The sequence below is a fragment of the Planococcus sp. CPCC 101016 genome, assembly GCF_007859295.1.
GTDB lineage: Bacteria > Bacillota > Bacilli > Bacillales_A > Planococcaceae > Planococcus.
Genome location: NZ_VOHB01000006.1, coordinates 155,169 through 172,197, shown reverse-complemented (window position 1 = coordinate 172,197; position 17,029 = coordinate 155,169). Strand labels below are relative to the sequence as shown.

Here is a 17,029-nt window from a genome sequence, read left to right as displayed (position 1 = left end):
GAGGAGTGAAGAACATGGTGAAAGTTTTGATAGCCGATGACCATCACGTGGTCCGGCGAGGCCTGCTGTTCTTTTTGAAAACACAAAAAGACATTGAAGTAGTGGGAGAAGCAGTGAATGGCAAGGAAGCTGTAGAAATGGCTGCTGCGCTTCGACCGGATATCGTTTTGATGGATTTAGTGATGCCGGTTATGGACGGCATCCAGGCAACCCGGTTGATCAAAGAACAACACCCGGATATCATTGTCCTGATGTTAACCAGTTTTTCTGACCAGGATCATGTGGTGCCGGCAATTGAAGCAGGGGCTGCAGGCTATCAATTAAAAGATATTGAACCTGATGAATTGGTGGCTTCATTGCGCAGTCTGATGCGTGGTGAAAATACGCTTCACCCGAAAGCGTCGTCTGAGCTGATGAAAGCACCGGCTGAGCCAGCACCGCATACCGTAAATCAGTTGACTCCACGTGAACAGGAAGTGCTGGCTGAGTTGACAAAAGGCAAGAGCAATCGGGAAATCGCATCGGCTTTATTTGTCACCGAAAAAACAGTGAAGACCCATATTTCCAATATCTTTATCAAATTGGCTGTCCAGGACCGGACACAGGCAGCGCTTTACGCTGTGAAACATGGACTGACAGAACCAGAGAGAACGTAAAATGAGTGCGACGGAAATCTCCGTCGCACTCTTTTTTTATCGTTTTTTCACTGGCCGTTTTCGGTTGTCTTTCGTTAGTTGCTTCCATTTGCTGCGCTCTGCCTTTTGGGCAGCTGCATCACTTTTCCGTTCCATATGGGCCAGCTCGCGCTTTAGTTTCAAGTAGCTCCGGTAACGTCCGGCATCCAGTTCACCGCTTTGGAGCGCTTCTTGGACACGGCATCCGGGCTCATCGTTATGGGCGCAATCGCGGAAACGGCAAGCGAGTGCCAACTTTTCCACGTCATTAAAGCCCGCTTCCACGCCTTCCGAATAATCTCCAAGCTGAAATTCACGCATACCCGGTGTATCGATCATCAAGCCGCCTGCGGGCAGTAAAATCATTTCCCTATGTGTTGTCGTATGTCGGCCTTTGCTGTCGTCTTCCCGGATATCTTGAACCAACATCTGTTCACTGCCGGATAGGGAATTGATCAATGAAGATTTTCCAACTCCGGAAGAACCAAGCAGTGCACCGGTCTTTGATCCGGCCAGCTGCTTTTGCAGTTCTTCTATTCCTTCGCCTGTAAGAGCGGACACCGCATATACCGGAACCCCGAATGCCACACTCTCTACTTGATGCATATAAGGCTCAATGTCTGGGCATTGATCTTTTTTCGTTAAGACGATGACGGGGTTCGATCCTGAATCCCAGGCTGCCAACAAATAACGTTCGAGCCGCCGGACATTAAAGTCGTGGTTCAGCGACATCGCCAGAAAGACAATATCCACATTGACTGCGATCAATTGAATGTCTGATGTTTCACCCGCCATTTTTCTTGAAAACTGCGAACTGCGGGGAAGTACTTGGTGAATAATGCCTTTTTCTTCCCCGGGCATTTGTTCAACTGCCACCCAGTCACCCACACATGGAAATTCTGTGCGGCTATGTTGATGCCGGTATTTTCCAGATAGTGAACAAAGCCATTCTCCCTTATTTGTAACCACACGGTATAAATTTTTATGTTCCAAGGTTACACGACCAGGGATTCCTGGTGCGGTTAATTTTTCTTGCCAGCTGGAGTTCCAGCCGTATTGTTCAATCTTCGTCAATGATAGTTCCTCCTAATTATGCAAAATAAAAAACCACGGATGCGCGCAATTCGCAGTCCGTGGTCTCCGGGCATAATGGAAGAAGCGTATCGTCAGCGATACACAGAAGGAGACACTATAGACTGGAATTGCGTATTCAAAAATAAAATAGCCATAATGTCTCACCTCTTTCTTCAAGTTAAGTTAACGATAAATGAAAACTCATTTTTGGTCAAGAAGAAATTTTGGATTATTGAAAAAGAAACGGCTTGTACTTGCATTCAGGAAATGACAGCGCTAACATTAAGTGATTATTCCGAATATTTATTTCAACAGATCAAGTGAAAATAGAAGAGGTGGAGATAGGATGGAACAACAAGATATGCTCATTTCAGTAAGGCTAGGAGAGGAACTTGATAAACCCCTTCTTGAACAATTTCTTCGCAACGAAATCGACAATTTGCCCGCCGGAGAACTCGAAATCCGGCAGTTCGGCACGGGCCATTCCAATTTAACATATGCCCTTCAAATCGGAGGCTGGGAAGCTGTCCTGAGAAGGCCGCCGCTTGGACCTGTGGCACCTAAAGCGCATGATATGGAGCGTGAGTACAAGATTTTATCAGCTTTGCATCCGATCTTTAAAACCGCTCCGAAACCTTTAGTTTTTTCAAAGGATGCATCAATCGTTGGCAGTCCTTTTTTTGTCATGGAAAGGCGGCACGGTCTTGTATTGGATACCGAATTTCCAGAAGGTGTTGAACCGACTGCAGAGCTGGGACAGAAGATATCGGAGAAAATGGTGGATCTTTTAGTCGAACTTCATTCGCTGGACTACCAACAAACCCCCTTAGTTGAACTGGCAAATCCCACTGGATTCATGCGGCGTCAAGTTGAAGGTTGGGTCGGCCGTTATGAACGCGCGCAAACCGATACTATTGAAGGCGTAGACCGGCTAGCTGAATGGATGCTGACCCATATACCTGCATCTCAGGAACCCGCCATCATACATTACGATTTTAAATTGAACAATGCTTTGTTTTCAGAGGACTTTTCAGAAATAACGGGTCTTTTTGATTGGGAAATGACCACAGTTGGAGACCCGTTGGCCGATCTCGGAGCGGCTATGAGCTATTGGATTCAAGCAGACGATCCTGATTTATTAAAAAAAGGACTTGGCAAAGCACCGGTGACGGTATTAGACGGCTTTTACAGCCGGGAAGAGTTTATTGCCAGTTACGGGGAAAAGAGCGGACGGGATGTATCGGATATGAATTTCTATCTGACGTTCGCATATTTTAAATTGGCGGTCATCGTCCAGCAAATTTATTATCGTTATAAAAAAGGACAGACAAAGGATCCGCGGTTTGCGAATTTTGATCAATTTGTCAAAAGCCTGATGAAGCATGCATTATCAATTGCACTAAAAAAGTAATGTATACATAACAACAGAAAGATAAACTCAAGCAGCCGTCTGTTGATTTTGGATATATAGGAGAATTTGGTAAATATGAACGAGATGAATCTGATGAGGGCGGGGTATAGAGAAGGAAAAGGAGGAGTTTAAATGACTTCAGAACGAACCGGTGATTACGGATTGTTTACCGAGCGCTTTACACAGAATCCCTATCCTGCTTATGAAAAATTACGGAAAGAGGATCCGGTGCATGCCGTGCGCTTTCCTGACGGCCAGCAGGGCTGGATGGTGACACGGTATTCAGATGCAGAGGAAGTCCTGAAAGATCCGCGATTTATTAAAGATATGTCGAAGATTTATGGCGGCAGCATGGATATGTTGAGTGTCTTTACGCAAAACATGCTGTTCGCAGACCCGCCTGACCACAAAAGATTGAGGGGGCTTGCCCAAAAAGCCTTTACGCCTAAAATGATCTCAGGCATGCGAGGCAGGATTCAGGAAATAACAGATGAATTACTGGAGGCTATGGAAGGCAAGGAGCGAGTTGACTTAATTGATGATTATGCTTTTCCGTTGCCAATCATCGTTATTTGTGAAATTTTAGGTGTGCCGTCAGATGACCGTGACAAATTCCGTTTATGGTCCAACTCGCTGATTGAAGGGACCAGCGGGGAATTGGGCGCTTCTGTTTATCAGCACATGAATGAGTTTGTCCAATACTTGGGGCAATGGTTTGCTAAAGTCCGCGAGCAGCCTGGCGACGATTTGATCAGCAGCTTGATTCAGGCAGAGGAAGAAGGTGACCGTTTGAGTGAACGGGAACTTTATGGTCTTGTTACATTATTGATTATTGCTGGACATGAAACGACAGTGAATTTGATCGGCAACACCGTGTTATCCCTACTGGAAACTCCAGAACAGCGAAAGCTTTTAGAGGCGCAGCCTGAACTCATCAATCAGGCAATCGAAGAGTCTTTACGTTACAATGGCCCCGTAGAATTCAGCACATCCCGGTGGGCAAGCGAAAATTTTGAGTTTCAAGGCCGAGCCTTGAAAAAAGGTGATCTGGTTGTTGTCTCGCTGAACTCGGCCAACCACGACCCTGAAAAATTTGCCGATCCGGAACTATTCGACATTCAACGGGAAAAAAGTCCGCATCTGGCGTTTGGCAAAGGGATTCACATGTGTCTTGGTGCGCCTCTTGCCCGTTTGGAAGGGGAAGTTGCCATTACTAGTCTCCTGAAACGTTTTCCACAGATGAAACTGGCTGTAGAGAGCGGCGAACTGGAATGGCGGCCTGGCATGATTGTGCGCGGTGTCAAAGAATTGCCGCTACTGCTGAAATGAATAAGCTAAAAAGGACTGGAGGTCTCCAGTCCTTTTTGTTTGTTCAAAAGCTATCAAGGGAAAGGGATTTATAAGAGAGGGGGGATGAATATGAAGTCGCTGACATTCTGGTTAAAGGAAAAATTGTGGCTTACTCCCGCATTGTATATTGTGATGGCAGTCCTCCTGTCGATCACTTTTTTCTATATTGACCTTTTGTATATTGAAGAGTTGAAACCCTATATTCCATCGGTCCTATTAACGAATGTGGACTTGGCTAAGACCATCATGGGGAATTTATCAGGCGCATTATTAACGATGACGACTTTTACATTTTCAACAATACTGGTTGTATTGACCATGTACTCGTCACAATTTTCACCGAGAACATTGAAAAACTTTATTCACGATAAAATCACCTGGCGGGTATTGGGAATTTTCCTCAGTGGTTTTATCTATAATACCTTGTCGCTATTATTTATGAGAGATGACTTATACAACACTGATGTAATTTCTACTTTTGTCGGAATTGTACTCGCTTTTTTCTGTCTTTCCACATTCGCCTATTTTATCCACTACATCGCCACTCATGTGCAAGTCGGGCATTTGGTCAATGAATTAATTAAGGACACAGAACAGGCAATTTCCAAAATCGAGGAACTGCAGGAAGAGCAGGAAGAACCAGATAGGTCGTGGAATCCAATCGGAGTTAAAGAAATTCATTCAGCTAAAAAAGAGGGATATGTTCAATTTCTTTCTTTTAAAAAACTTGTCGATTATGCAGAAGACCAAGATCTGTCAGTAGAAATTCTTGTGCAAACAGGAGATTACGTATACGAAGGAAAGCCGATTTTTCATGTTTACAAAATTGGTGAAACGGAAGTGGCTGTTAACAAATTTTACTCACTTGGTACATCAAGGACGTCAGAGCAAGATCTTGACTTTGCCCTTCAAAAATTAGTTGAAGTGGCACTGCGGGCTATCTCTCCAGGAACCAACGATCCAAATACGGCCAATGAAATCATTGTGCGGCTGGGACGGCTGCTGGGTCGATTGAGCCAGTTGAAAACGGGACCGTTTCTGTTGGGCGATGAAGAAAAAGCGCAGCGGGTCCTCTATCGCTTTCCGCCGTACAAAGAAATCTTATACAAAACCTTCTACCAATTATCTCATTATGGGAAAGAGGATATTTCGGTGTTGATATCCATCATCGATTCTTTGACTGTCGCTGCTGAACTTGCGCCGCACCGGCATTACGAAGACTTATGGAATACCCATAGCTACATTTTTGAAGGTGTCGATATCCATCAATTAAAATCATTTGATCAGGAAATTCTTCAGAAGAAGATCGATCGCTTAGCTGAAACCACGGATCAGCATTCCTATAATATTTTGTTGGCAGAGAAAGCAGATAGCAGTGCCATTTAACTTACACTGACTAATCAATAAAGGAGGGAAACGATGCAGAATAACCAGTTGTTTGAGGGAATCAACTTTTTAAGGGATTTGTCTGTAGGAGAATTTCTGATGTTCTTTATTTACCTGGGTCTGATACTCTTGGGGAAATCGATGGTTTTGTTACTTCTGAGAAAGCTGACTTCTTCTGCAGATTTCAAAGAACGCATTTATCCAGTAATTGAAGATATCTTAAACTGGCTTGCACTTTACGGCGGCATCCTTTTCTTCCTATTCTATTTTTCCAGAGAACGATGGCTGACTTTGGCCTTTTACGAAACTGAAGGTGTAGAAATTTCCGTTTTGTTGATTGTGGTGGCCGTGATGATCGTAACTTTTGCCAGCCGCCTCATAAAAGCTTTTAACCATTACGTAATGCCTTTTGTCTACGAACAGTTTAACGTTGATATTGGCATGGGGTATACCATCAATCGATTATTGTATTATGTGGTGATGTTTCTGGCTTTGGCCGTTAGTTTCACGACAGTAGGCCTTGACCTAACGGCACTCGGTTTTGTTTTCAGTGTGCTGGGAATTGGTATAGGATTTGGCGTACGCAATATTGCGGCCAATTTTGTTTCAGGTATTATCATTTTGTTTGAGCGTCCGATGGAAGTCGGTGAAATGGTGGAAATCGATAAGAAAATTGGACGGATTACGAAAATTAAACTCCGGTCGACTGTTATAGAAACTTTAAAGGAAGGCACACTTGTCGTTCCTAATCAGTATTTCATTGAGCAAATCGTCAAAAACCGTTCCAGCGCCCAATTATATGCACGGGTTGTAGTGAGTGTAGCTTATGGCAGTGATACTGAGAATATCGAAGATATCCTAAAAGAAGCGGCTCGAAAGGCAGCTCAACTGATGAAAGGAATACCGGAAAAAGAAGCGGATGTCCGGTTTATCGACTTTCGGAATTCAGCACTTGATTTTCAAGTAGAAGTGCAAGTGACTGATGTCGAAATGAAAGAAAGGCTTGAAAGCCGGATTCGTCATGCCATCGCTCAAGATTTTATTCATCATAAAGTGAAATTGGCCCAACCCGTATATGAAAGACAATAAAAAGTCCATGGCTGAAAGAAGCCACGGACTTTTTATTCTTTGGCAAGAAATTGCCAAAGACCCAGCATCCGCCCTTATCGGACACCGCTATTCGTCATATTCATCATCCTCAGAAGAGACAAAAGAATAATCCGGTTCGATATGGACGAGAATGACGCAATGCTTTTTGACTTTCTGGATTTTTCTTTCGATTTCTTCTGTGATCCAATGGCTTTCCACAACGTTCAGGTGAGGGGCGACACTAACTGTTAAATCAATGAACATGACATTGCCATGATTGCGGCCTTTGAAGTCGCGCAAGGCGATGACACCGGGTACTCTTCTGACTAAAACAGATAAAGTCTCCACTTCATCTTCATCAAAGCCATCGGTTAAGGTAATAACGGATTCCTTAAAGATATCAAGAGCTGTCTTAATGATGATCAAGCCGACAATAAAAGCGGTGATGACATCCAAGATCGGTGCGCCGAAAATAGCGCCAATAATCCCAATGCCAGCACCAATGCTGACAAGTGCATCGGAACGATTGTCATAGGCTGCGGCTCGAACGGCCGAACTTTTGATTTCTTTGCTGAGCTTCATGTTATATCGGTACACACCGTACATGACGATGGCTGAGAAAAAAGCTACCCAGGCAGTGAATAAAGAAGGTGCTTCAGCAGCCGGTGAGAAAATCGCACGGAAAGCATTGGTCAGAACTTGTAAACCAATGACTGCCATAATAAAAGAAGCCAGCAGTGAAGCGATGGTTTCAGCCCGCAAATGTCCATAATGATGATTTTCATCCGGAGGTTTCTGGGAAATCCGAAGGCCGACCAGAACAGCAATAGAGGCGATAATATCCGTCAAGTTGTTAAAGCCATCAGCCTTTAGTGCTTCAGAAGAGCCTATAAAGCCGAAAATGAGCTTGATAGCACTAAGAAATACATAAGCACCAATACTGATCCAGGCACCTTTTTCCCCTTTGCGTAAGTTTGTATACAGGTCCATAAAGTTTCCCGCCTCCAAGTCTCTGGAACAAAGTGAAACGACCCTCAAAGGAGGGCCGCTTCAGTAGTTTAATTATAATCAGATTAAGTGAATTGTGTTTTTAAATTTTCAGCAACCGATATTTGCTTGCTGACATGTGGTTCGTTATCCGGTAAAAGAACGGATCTTGGTTCGTAAACCGTCTTTAAATAGTATCAAGGTCTTTTAGGGCAATGTCAATACGAAAAAGCTTTCGTAAAGTTATAAGAAGCTTTTTTACATAAATTTAATATGAAATATATAAGCAAACAGTTATACTTAAAGGTAGAATATTTACTTTAAAGGAGAGGGCTATGACTAAGAAAAAGAACAATTATGCAGAGATTTTAAAGGCTTCAACGAAATTGGGACTGACATCTTTTGGAGGGCCAACAGCGCATATAGGCTATTTTAGAGATGAATATGTTACCAAAAGAAAATGGCTGGACGACAAGGCGTACGCTGATTTGGTAGCGCTTTGCCAATTCCTTCCAGGGCCGGCAAGCTCACAAGTGGGGATTTCCATCGGCATGTTGCGCGGTGGCCTGTTTGGCGGATTTTTATCGTGGTTCGGATTTACCATGCCTTCAGTTATTCTGCTGCTGCTGTTTGCACTTCTCGTCACCAATGGTTCATTCGACAGCGGCTGGATACAAGGCTTGAAAATTGTGGCTGTTGCTGTAGTTGCACATGCTTTACTAGGGATGGGAAAAAACTTGGCTCCTGACCGGCAGCGAATTGCAATTGCCGTAGGGGCAGCGATACTGATTTTGCTGATACCCACAACCTGGGCCCAAATCGGAGTGATTGTGCTGGCGGGCATTATCGGTTATGCCATATATCGTAATGAAAAAGCGCCAGAGCCGGTTAATTTGGTATTAAGTTTTGGTAAAAAAACAGGGATTGCTGCCTGGTCTATTTTTGCGGTGTTATTGATCGGCTTGCCATTAATCCGGCCATTCATAGAATCTACTTCTTTCGCCATTTTTGATATCTTCTATCGTGTGGGTTCGATTGTTTTCGGCGGAGGCCATGTCGTACTTCCAATGCTTGAACGTGAAGTAGTACCGGATTGGATGACGGCTGATGCATTTATTGCCGGTTATGGAGCGGCTCAGGCAGTACCTGGTCCACTTTTTACATTAGCCGGTTATTTAGGTCAATTGATGAACGGTGGTTGGGGTGTATTGATTGCCGTCATCGCCATGTTCCTGCCATCATTTTTGCTGGTGATCGGGACTTTGCCTTTTTGGAGTATTATCCGAACAAAGTCAGGAGTGCAGGCGGCGCTGAAAGGCGTCAATGCGAGCGTGGTCGGAATTTTGCTTGCAGCTTTGTATGATCCTGTATTCACTTCCGGAATTCGCGGACCTGTCGATTTTGCAATTGCGATAACTGCCTTCACAATGTTAGTCTATTTTAAAATGGCTCCTTGGATTGTCGTACTCGTGACGGCGGTACTCGGTGCAGTCGCTTATGCGATGTGATGGTTGAAGGAGGATAAAAATGTTGACGAGCAAAGACATGGACCAACAAGATGAATTGGCGAAATTCAAACAAGAATTTTTTGTCGAAAAAGAAACGGTATACATGGACGGGAATTCCCTTGGATTGATGTCCAAGCGGTCTGAAGAGAAATTGCAATCTTTAATGGACAGCTGGAAGACTTTTGGAATTGACGGGTGGACAGAAGGTCAGCATCCCTGGTTTACCTTAGCTGAAGAAATGAGCGCGCGCGTTGCGCCTTTGGTTGGTGCTAAAGCTCATGAAGTGATGGTGACAGGGTCGATTACATCGAACATTCATCAGATGCTGGCAACGGTATTTCAGCCGACAGCTGAACGTTTTGCTATCGTCGTAGATGACTTGAACTTTCCATCGGATATTTATGCGGTAGAAAGCCATCTTCGCCTGCGTGGACTTGATCCAGCTGAGGCGATGCGCAAAATTGAGAGCAGAGACGGCTACACGCTGGAGTTGGATGATATTATCGAACAGCTGACAGATGATGTGGCGGTATTACTGCTGCCTTCAGTGCTATATCGAAGCGGTCAATTATTGCCGATTCGGGAAATCACTGAAGCTGCACATCAAAAAGGCATACTTGTTGGTTATGACCTGGCCCATTCAATTGGTGCCATGCCTCATAATCTGCATGACGATGGAGTGGATTTCGCCGTCTGGTGCCATTATAAATACATGAATTCGGGGCCTGGTGGGACAGGTGGACTTTATCTGCATGAACGCCATCATCAGCTGTTGCCGGGAAATGCCGGCTGGTTCGGATCTGATAAAACTCGCCAATTTGATATGGATCATAAGTTTTCGAAAGCCCAGGGAGCTGGCGCTTACCAAATCGGTACTCCACATATCTTCAGCATGGCACCTCTACTCGGGAGTCTGGAGCTGTTTGAGGAAGCTGGGATTCAAGAAATCCGTAAAAAATCACTGCAGTTGACGACTCTATTAAGACAACTTGTTGGACAACAAGTGCCGGAGTTGACTGACGTAACGCCAGAGGGAGATGAATCCAGGGGCGGACATATTGCCTTTGCCCATCCGGAAGCGGCTAGAATATGCAAAGCTTTAAAAGAAGCAAAAGTCATTCCTGATTTCCGTGCCCCGAATATCATCCGCCTGGCTCCAATCGCTTTTTATACTTCCTTCCGCGATGTGCAGCAGGTAGCAGACAAGCTGCAGGAAATTATGGAGAACGAAATATACAAAGACTTCAGTAATGAACGAAATGTGGTGGCTTAAGTGGAAATTAAAAAAATTATTGATATATCGATGGAGTTAGGCGATTCGACGCCAGAATGGCCTGGAGATGTGCCGTTCAATTATGAACTATCAGTAACGAAGCAGCAAAGCGGATCAGTCAATATCGGAAAACTGCAGACAAGTACCCATATGGGAACGCATATCGATGCTCCTTTTCATTACGATGATCAAGGCCTCAAGACAGATGAACTGCCGCTGGATGTGTATTTGTCGAAGGCGCAAGTCTTAGATGTCAGCGGGATGGAAAAAATCAGTCCATCGGATTTCAAACCTCTTGAAGAAGGCGTTACTGCTTTATTGCTGAAAACAGTCTCTTGGAAAGATCGCGGCAGTTTCCCGGACAAATGGCCGGTATTCGATGATTCGATCGCTGAATGGCTAGAAGAGAATGGGATTAGGCTCTTGGGAGTCGATGTACCGTCCGTCGATCCAGAAACCAGCAAGGAGCTGCCGATGCATCAGGCGATGAACCGGCACCAGCGATTTATCCTTGAAGGGATTGTATTGGATGATGTAGCGGAAGGGGTTTACCGATTAGCCGCATTGCCGTTGAAGATCAAGGGTGGAGAAGGCAGTCCTGTGCGGGCAGTCCTCTATATTTGAGAAAGAGTCAGTGTTCATATAACTGCTCAATCGAGTACAACTGCAAGCCATAATTTAAGAAACATATAAAACCTTCACCGAAATTACCGGTGAAGGTTTTATACGTAATCTGCACGGAAGTACGATTCCATGTTTTTTATGTTCATTGCGATTTCATCGCAAATCTCCTGATACAGTGCCCATTGCTCCGTGCTGTCGCTGCTGCGAAGTTCGGGGTTTCGTATATCCCATCTCAACAGTTTTTGGCTCGGTAAATCTGTGGGGATGTCTCCATGCTCCAGCTCTCCGTCATGTAAAGCGATAATTAGATCAGCTTCACCCACTTCTTCTGAATTATAAGTGCGGGCTTCTACTGGCGGTAAATCCAATATGACTTCTTTCATTACTTCTAAAGGTATTTCATTGACAGATGATTGAGGAGATTGGGTCCATGCAGCGCTGCGAATTTCCCAATCAGGAAGCATCAGCCGATTTGCCCAAATTTCAGCCATCAAACCACGATCCTGGTGAGAAGATAGAAAGTAAACAGTATGTCTTGGCATGGGTGATTCCTTCTTCCTGTTGGTCGAACCGATTTTTCTTACTAGTAATCTTTACCCATCCTTTAGGAAAATAAACTACTAAATTTGTGATGAAATTGTGATAATAACTCATCCGAATCTAAAAAATCCGGTGCTGCTGACAAATAGTTTTTCTCAACAGACCGGATAGTTTATGTTATTTTCATGGTCAATAAATAAAGAGCTCCTTATTTTAAAGGAGAATAATAACTTACTTAACTACAAGAATCGAACTTGGAGAATCTTTGATTAATTTTTTGCTTACAGATCCTACAAAAAATTTCTGCAGTCCTGATTTTCCGCTATTGCCGATAACCAGCAAATCGATATTTTGCTCCTCGATAAAAGCAGAGATGGTTTTGGTTGCATTTCCTTCTAGCGCAAGTACAGAAGCTTTAACATTATGTGTGTCAAGCTGCTGTTGAATGGAATTGTGCATATGCTTTGAATATTCGGCCGTTGTATTGTCATAATCCTTTGGTGGATTGAAGCCTTCGTCGCCAATTCCCGGGGGCATGAATTGAGCATAGTTGCTGTCGACGTTTGCCGAGATCACAGGTGCCGAAGCATTGCCAGCATCCATATAGCCCAAACTTTCCCGGTAATCCTCATTGACGTAAATTACAGAAAGCTTGACGTCCGGCAATATTTTGACAAATTCTATTGCCTTATCAAATGCGATTCTGCTTCCTTCAGATCCGTCATAAGCCACTGCGATGTTTTTAAACATTACTTTCACCTCGCCCAATATCTCTTAATGGTAAAATACCCTCAGACCTGGAAATGAAAACATCTGCAATTTTCATAAAGAAAGTATTTTCGAAAAATGTTGACAATTCAAAAAAGACTTTGGTACTCTTGAATTAACAAATAAAAGGAAATGGAGGTTATGATGATGGAAAAGTTGAAAAATAACATGATAATCAATTTAATATCATTGTCAGACCCTCCTGAAGTTTTTTTCTGATTTTATTTCGGAAATAGAAATGTTAGGGACCGGTCTGCAACCCAGTCCTGTTTCCATGAGCGTGCGCCCATAAACGAGGCGCGCGCTTTTTTGTGATTTAATCGGTTTTCTGAACTGTTTAAATAAATATAAAAGAGGAGCTGTTGAAGATGAAACGACTTCAAAAAGGGAAAATTATGATGAAAGAATCGCTAGAAGGCGATTAGCTGAGAGGTAAAAAAAAGAAAGAAGGCGTAAAAGATGTTTGACGTATTATGGAAATTGAAATGGTTTTTTAAAGAAAATTGGAAAAGATATACCATAGCTGTTGCCCTGCTATTTGTTGCAAATATTTTAGAAATTATCCCTCCATGGCTAATCGGTGTGGCTATCGATTCCATTGCTCAAGGACAACTAACGGTGGGATTAATGTGGCAGTATATTGCGGTTCTAGGTATATCTCTAGTCCTCGCTTATTTGATCAATTTTGTATGGCAGTATCAATTGTTCGGAGGTGCTTATGTTATTGAACGGCAGCTCCGCTCAAGTCTTATGGGGCATTTCTTAAAAATGACTCCGACTTTTTATGAGAAAAATCGGACAGGGGATTTGATGGCACGTGCCACCAACGATTTGAAGGCAATTTCCGAAACAGCAGGATTCGGTATTTTGACATTGGTGGATTCAACCTTGTACATGGCTACAATCATTGTTGCCATGGGCGTATTGGTTTCCTGGGAATTGACGTTCCTAGCTATGATTCCATTGCCTATTCTTGCCATCGTAGTCCAGATTCTGGGCAAAAAAATTCATGTACGCTATATGGAAGCCCAGGAAGCGTTTGGTGACATGAACGACAGTGTCCTGGAATCAGTCGGAGGCGTTCGAGTGATTCGGGCCTATGTACAAGAGCGAGCATCAGAGCAGCAATTTGCGGATATGACGGATGATGTTTATGAGAAAAATATGGCCGTTGAACGGATTGACGCATTGTTTGCTCCTGTAACCAAAGTGTTGACATCCATCAGCTACATGATTGGTCTAGGCTACGGTGCATTCTTGGTAGCTGAAGGAACCATGTCGTTGGGAGATTTGGTCGCATTCAATGTTTACCTGGGTATGATTGTCTGGCCGATGTTCGCAATCGGTGAACTGATCAATATTCTGCAACGAGGCAATGCTTCTTTGGACCGTGTTAATGAAACCCTGGATTATCCTGAGGATGTCATTGATCCGAAGGAACCTGCCAAAACCGGGCGGCCAGAGCAGATCGGCTTCAAGGATTTCAGTTTTACCTATCCCCAGTCAAGCTCCATCAACCTTCAAGGCATCAATTTATCGATGAACAGTGGACAGACATTGGGCATTGTCGGGAAAACCGGAAGCGGCAAATCGACTTTCGTTAAGCAATTGATGAGAGAGTATCCAACAGGACAAGGGTCCATCCTGATGAATGGCATTGAATTGAAAAAATTGACGAAAGATCAATTACGCAGTTGGATTGGCTATGTGCCCCAAGACCATGTGCTGTTTTCACGGACAATCCGGGAAAACATCCTGTTCGGTAAATCGGATGCCAGTGAAGAAGAGTTGATTGAAGCGCTTCGTCTTTCCTACTTTGAAAAGGATTTGGCATTATTGCCAAACGGGCTTGATACACTGGTTGGCGAAAAAGGGGTAGCCTTGTCCGGAGGTCAGAAGCAGCGGATTTCAATCGCACGGGCGTTAATAAAAAATCCGGAAATTCTGATCCTCGATGATTCGCTTTCAGCGGTCGACGCGAAAACGGAAGCACGCATCATTGAAAACATCCAGGCAGAACGGTCCGGAAAGACCACCATTATCACTACGCACAGACTTTCTGCGGTGAAGCATGCTGATTGGATTGTGGTATTGGACGAAGGTAAAATTATTGAAGAAGGAACTCATGGTGATTTGCTGAAAACGAACGGCTGGTATAATGAACAATTCCTCCGACAGCAAATCGAGGAGGTGTAAACATGGGAACAGGAAAACGATTACTACAATATGCAATGAATTTTAAAGGCGTCCTACTCTTCGGATTAGTGATGTTGGCTATCGCAGTAGCTGCCGATTTGGCAGCACCGCTTATTGCCAAAGAGATCATCGATAATCATATAGCAGTTTCAGGAGACACAGTAAACTTTGAGCCGATTGCTTATTTATTGGCTTTATTCTTTGGGCTGGCTGTTGTAACGGCGATTTTCCGTTACTTTCAGTCCATTCTTCTGCAGCAAGGGGCTAACCGGATTATCCGGAAGATGCGCAACGACGTTTACGAACATACACAAACCTTACCGATCCGTTATTTTGATAATTTGCCAGCAGGTAAGGTGGTGGCGCGCATCACCAATGATACAGAAGCCATCCGGGATTTATTCGTAACCGTGTTGTCTCAATTTGCCACAAGCTTTATGTATATGGGTGGAATTTATGTCGCGCTGTTTTATCTGGATTGGAAAATGGCTTCCATGACTTTGATTCTAATTCCTTTGCTATATGTGTGGATGCTCGTATACCGCAAGTATGCAGCACGCTATAATCACATAGTCCGGGAAAAAGTTAGTGAAATGAACGCTATGATCAATGAATCAGTGCAAGGAATGACTATCATTCAGGCATTCCGTCGTGAACGCAAGATGAAAGATGAATTCGAAGAAATGAACGATGAACATTATAAATACCAGAAGAAATTGTTGATTCTTGAAGGAGCAGCTTCCTACAATTTAGTTGGTGTGCTGCGATCTTTGACTTTTATTCTGTTTATCTGGTATTTCGGCGGTGCGGCTATGTCCGGCAGTACAGTTGTAACGGTCGGTGTGCTGTATGCGTTTATCGACTATATTATCAGGCTGTTCAATCCGATCAGCGGCATTGTCAACCAGTTTGGCCGTCTTGAGCAGGCATTGGTGGCTGCAGAAAGGGTATTCCGTCTGCTCGATCAAGATGGGGAAGCGGTAGTGGACAAGAAAATTGAGCGTTACCGTGGGAATGTTCGTTTTGAGAAAGTATGGTTTGCCTACAAGGAGAAAGAGTATGTGCTGAAGGACATTTCCTTTGAAGCGAAGCAAGGGGAAACTGTAGCGCTTGTCGGACACACCGGTTCCGGCAAGAGTTCCATCATGAACCTCTTGTTCCGGTTCTATGACGTCTCCAATGGGGCTATCACCATCGATGGCGTCAATATCAATGACATGCCGAGACAGTCGGTCAGGGAGCATATGGGAATTGTTTTGCAAGATCCATATTTGTTCAGTGGGACGATTGAATCGAATGTGACGCTTGGAGACGAGCGAATCACCCGCCAAATGGTGATTGATGCGTTAGCCGCAGTTGGCGGTGAGCGGGTATTGAATCACTTGCCGAAAGGAATTGATGAGCCGGTAGTGGAAAAAGGCAGTACGCTTTCTTCAGGACAACGTCAATTGGTTTCCTTTGCCCGTGCACTGGCATTCGATCCGGCAATTTTAATATTGGATGAAGCAACATCCAATATCGACACAGAAACAGAAGAAATCATTCAGCACGCTATGGATGTGTTAAAAAAAGGCAGAACGACATTTATCATCGCCCATCGTCTGTCAACCATCAAGAACGCTGATCGCATCCTAGTACTGGAAAAGGGTGAAATTGCAGAAGCCGGTTCTCATGAGGAATTGATGAAGCTAGGCGGCACCTATTACCAGATGTATAAAATTCAATCAGGAATGTCCCAAACCCAATCTGTAGGGTAAGGGGCATTCCCTTTTTTTATGTCTTAAGAAGCTATCGCTGTTAAATTCAGCTTCCGTTCCTTATAATTGAAAGAGCGTACGAAAAAAAGCGCAGGAACTTTCCGGCGCTTTAATCGTATACATGGTAGAGCATCAGCTCGTGAATCATGGTTTTGATGGTTTCTTCGTCTTGAGGCGGTTTTGAACGCCAAACGATGCTGCCATCCGGGTGGTACTCTCCAGTAATCCGTTCATTTTTATAAAAGAAGGAGATGTCCCATCCCGGCAATTGACGATTTTCGAACATCGGTTTAAATTTGAAATGCTGAAGCATGCAGATCCCCCTTTGCTATACTCTTATCATTATAGGGGATTGGACTGAATACACAAAGCAGAAAAGAAATGAGTGACAA

The 17,029-nt window shown here is 43.9% G+C and carries 15 protein-coding genes; 10 read left to right on the top strand and 5 right to left on the bottom strand.

The genetic code is table 11. The annotated features are described in order from the left end of the window. Positions 1–14 precede the first annotated feature (14 nt). Positions 15–656, top strand: coding sequence for a response regulator (locus FQV26_RS17260; protein WP_146559171.1), 642 nt, complete (start codon positions 15–17; stop codon positions 654–656). A gap of 36 nt (positions 657–692) precedes the next feature. On the opposite strand, the gene rsgA is transcribed toward FQV26_RS17260, so the two are convergent. Continuing rightward, positions 693–1,748 (bottom strand): ribosome small subunit-dependent GTPase A, encoded by a 1,056-nt coding sequence (gene rsgA, locus FQV26_RS17255; RefSeq protein ID WP_146559169.1) that lies wholly within the window; start codon positions 1,746–1,748, stop codon positions 693–695. Positions 1,749–2,094: 346 nt separating this feature from the next. On the opposite strand from rsgA, the gene FQV26_RS17250 reads away from it, so the two are divergent. The 4 genes from FQV26_RS17250 to FQV26_RS17235 all read left to right on the top strand — a co-directional run bounded on the left by FQV26_RS17250 (position 2,095) and on the right by FQV26_RS17235 (position 6,984). Next, complete coding sequence (locus FQV26_RS17250; protein ID WP_146559167.1) at positions 2,095–3,159, top strand: phosphotransferase family protein; 1,065 nt, start codon at positions 2,095–2,097, stop codon at positions 3,157–3,159. 132 nt (positions 3,160–3,291) lie between these two features. Then, the gene (locus tag FQV26_RS17245; RefSeq protein ID WP_146559165.1) at positions 3,292–4,488 is read left to right on the top strand and encodes a cytochrome P450 family protein; all 1,197 of its coding nucleotides are present in this window, start codon (positions 3,292–3,294) and stop codon (positions 4,486–4,488) included. 90 nt (positions 4,489–4,578) lie between these two features. After that, positions 4,579–5,895, top strand: a complete 1,317-nt coding sequence (locus FQV26_RS17240) for a DUF2254 domain-containing protein (protein WP_146559163.1) — start codon at positions 4,579–4,581, stop codon at positions 5,893–5,895. A 33-nt stretch (positions 5,896–5,928) separates the two neighbouring features. Beyond that, complete coding sequence (locus tag FQV26_RS17235; protein WP_146559160.1) at positions 5,929–6,984, top strand: mechanosensitive ion channel family protein; 1,056 nt, start codon at positions 5,929–5,931, stop codon at positions 6,982–6,984. Between the two features lie 87 nt (positions 6,985–7,071). Here the strand turns inward: FQV26_RS17235 and FQV26_RS17230 are convergent, their stop codons facing one another. After that, on the bottom strand, positions 7,072–7,974 hold the full coding sequence (locus FQV26_RS17230; protein WP_146559158.1) for a cation diffusion facilitator family transporter: 903 nt from the start codon (positions 7,972–7,974) through the stop codon (positions 7,072–7,074). Between the two features lie 332 nt (positions 7,975–8,306). Here FQV26_RS17230 and chrA point away from each other — a divergent pair, with 332 nt between their 5' ends. From chrA to FQV26_RS17215, 3 genes are read left to right on the top strand one after another with little or no spacing between them, the layout of a single operon-like run. Then, positions 8,307–9,479, top strand: a complete 1,173-nt coding sequence (gene chrA / locus FQV26_RS17225; RefSeq protein WP_146559156.1) for a chromate efflux transporter — start codon at positions 8,307–8,309, stop codon at positions 9,477–9,479. Positions 9,480–9,498: 19 nt separating this feature from the next. Next, a complete protein-coding gene (kynU, locus tag FQV26_RS17220; protein ID WP_146559154.1) occupies positions 9,499–10,752 on the top strand; it encodes a kynureninase in 1,254 nt (417 codons plus the stop codon). Between the two features lie 30 nt (positions 10,753–10,782). Further along, positions 10,783–11,376 carry a cyclase family protein gene (locus tag FQV26_RS17215; protein ID WP_146559221.1) on the top strand — a complete coding sequence of 198 codons (594 nt, stop codon included), beginning with the start codon at positions 10,783–10,785 and terminating at the stop codon, positions 11,374–11,376. A gap of 98 nt (positions 11,377–11,474) precedes the next feature. Here the strand turns inward: FQV26_RS17215 and FQV26_RS17210 are convergent, their stop codons facing one another. Both FQV26_RS17210 and FQV26_RS17205 read right to left on the bottom strand, forming a co-directional pair. Beyond that, positions 11,475–11,918, bottom strand: a complete 444-nt coding sequence (locus FQV26_RS17210; RefSeq protein ID WP_146559151.1) for an arsenate-mycothiol transferase ArsC — start codon at positions 11,916–11,918, stop codon at positions 11,475–11,477. Between the two features lie 229 nt (positions 11,919–12,147). Further along, positions 12,148–12,666 carry a universal stress protein gene (locus FQV26_RS17205; protein ID WP_146559149.1) on the bottom strand — a complete coding sequence of 173 codons (519 nt, stop codon included), beginning with the start codon at positions 12,664–12,666 and terminating at the stop codon, positions 12,148–12,150. Positions 12,667–13,143: 477 nt separating this feature from the next. Between FQV26_RS17205 and FQV26_RS17200 the strand changes: the two genes are divergently transcribed. After that, complete coding sequence (locus tag FQV26_RS17200) at positions 13,144–14,880, top strand: ABC transporter ATP-binding protein (RefSeq protein ID WP_146559147.1); 1,737 nt, start codon at positions 13,144–13,146, stop codon at positions 14,878–14,880. Positions 14,881–14,882: 2 nt separating this feature from the next. Beyond that, on the top strand, positions 14,883–16,637 hold the full coding sequence (locus FQV26_RS17195; protein ID WP_146559145.1) for an ABC transporter ATP-binding protein: 1,755 nt from the start codon (positions 14,883–14,885) through the stop codon (positions 16,635–16,637). Positions 16,638–16,746: 109 nt separating this feature from the next. Here the strand turns inward: FQV26_RS17195 and FQV26_RS17190 are convergent, their stop codons facing one another. Then, positions 16,747–16,950: a YheE family protein gene (locus FQV26_RS17190; RefSeq protein WP_146559143.1), complete on the bottom strand. Its 204-nt coding sequence runs from the start codon at positions 16,948–16,950 to the stop codon at positions 16,747–16,749. Positions 16,951–17,029: the final 79 nt, after the last annotated feature.

Bases quoted from the DNA above. Each gene is read 5' to 3' on its own strand.
- FQV26_RS17260 (WP_146559171.1), top strand. From the start codon at position 15: ATGGTGAAAGTTTTGATAGCCGATGACCATCACGTGGTCCGGCGAGGC.
- FQV26_RS17250 (WP_146559167.1), top strand. From the start codon at position 2,095: ATGGAACAACAAGATATGCTCATTTCAGTAAGGCTAGGAGAGGAACTT.
- FQV26_RS17245 (WP_146559165.1), top strand. From the start codon at position 3,292: ATGACTTCAGAACGAACCGGTGATTACGGATTGTTTACCGAGCGCTTT.
- FQV26_RS17240 (WP_146559163.1), top strand. From the start codon at position 4,579: ATGAAGTCGCTGACATTCTGGTTAAAGGAAAAATTGTGGCTTACTCCC.
- FQV26_RS17235 (WP_146559160.1), top strand. From the start codon at position 5,929: ATGCAGAATAACCAGTTGTTTGAGGGAATCAACTTTTTAAGGGATTTG.
- FQV26_RS17230 (WP_146559158.1), bottom strand. From the start codon at position 7,974: ATGGACCTGTATACAAACTTACGCAAAGGGGAAAAAGGTGCCTGGATC.
- chrA (WP_146559156.1), top strand. From the start codon at position 8,307: ATGACTAAGAAAAAGAACAATTATGCAGAGATTTTAAAGGCTTCAACG.
- kynU (WP_146559154.1), top strand. From the start codon at position 9,499: ATGTTGACGAGCAAAGACATGGACCAACAAGATGAATTGGCGAAATTC.
- FQV26_RS17215 (WP_146559221.1), top strand. From the start codon at position 10,783: ATGGAGTTAGGCGATTCGACGCCAGAATGGCCTGGAGATGTGCCGTTC.
- FQV26_RS17210 (WP_146559151.1), bottom strand. From the start codon at position 11,918: ATGCCAAGACATACTGTTTACTTTCTATCTTCTCACCAGGATCGTGGT.
- FQV26_RS17205 (WP_146559149.1), bottom strand. From the start codon at position 12,666: ATGTTTAAAAACATCGCAGTGGCTTATGACGGATCTGAAGGAAGCAGA.
- FQV26_RS17200 (WP_146559147.1), top strand. From the start codon at position 13,144: ATGTTTGACGTATTATGGAAATTGAAATGGTTTTTTAAAGAAAATTGG.
- FQV26_RS17195 (WP_146559145.1), top strand. From the start codon at position 14,883: ATGGGAACAGGAAAACGATTACTACAATATGCAATGAATTTTAAAGGC.
- FQV26_RS17190 (WP_146559143.1), bottom strand. From the start codon at position 16,950: ATGCTTCAGCATTTCAAATTTAAACCGATGTTCGAAAATCGTCAATTG.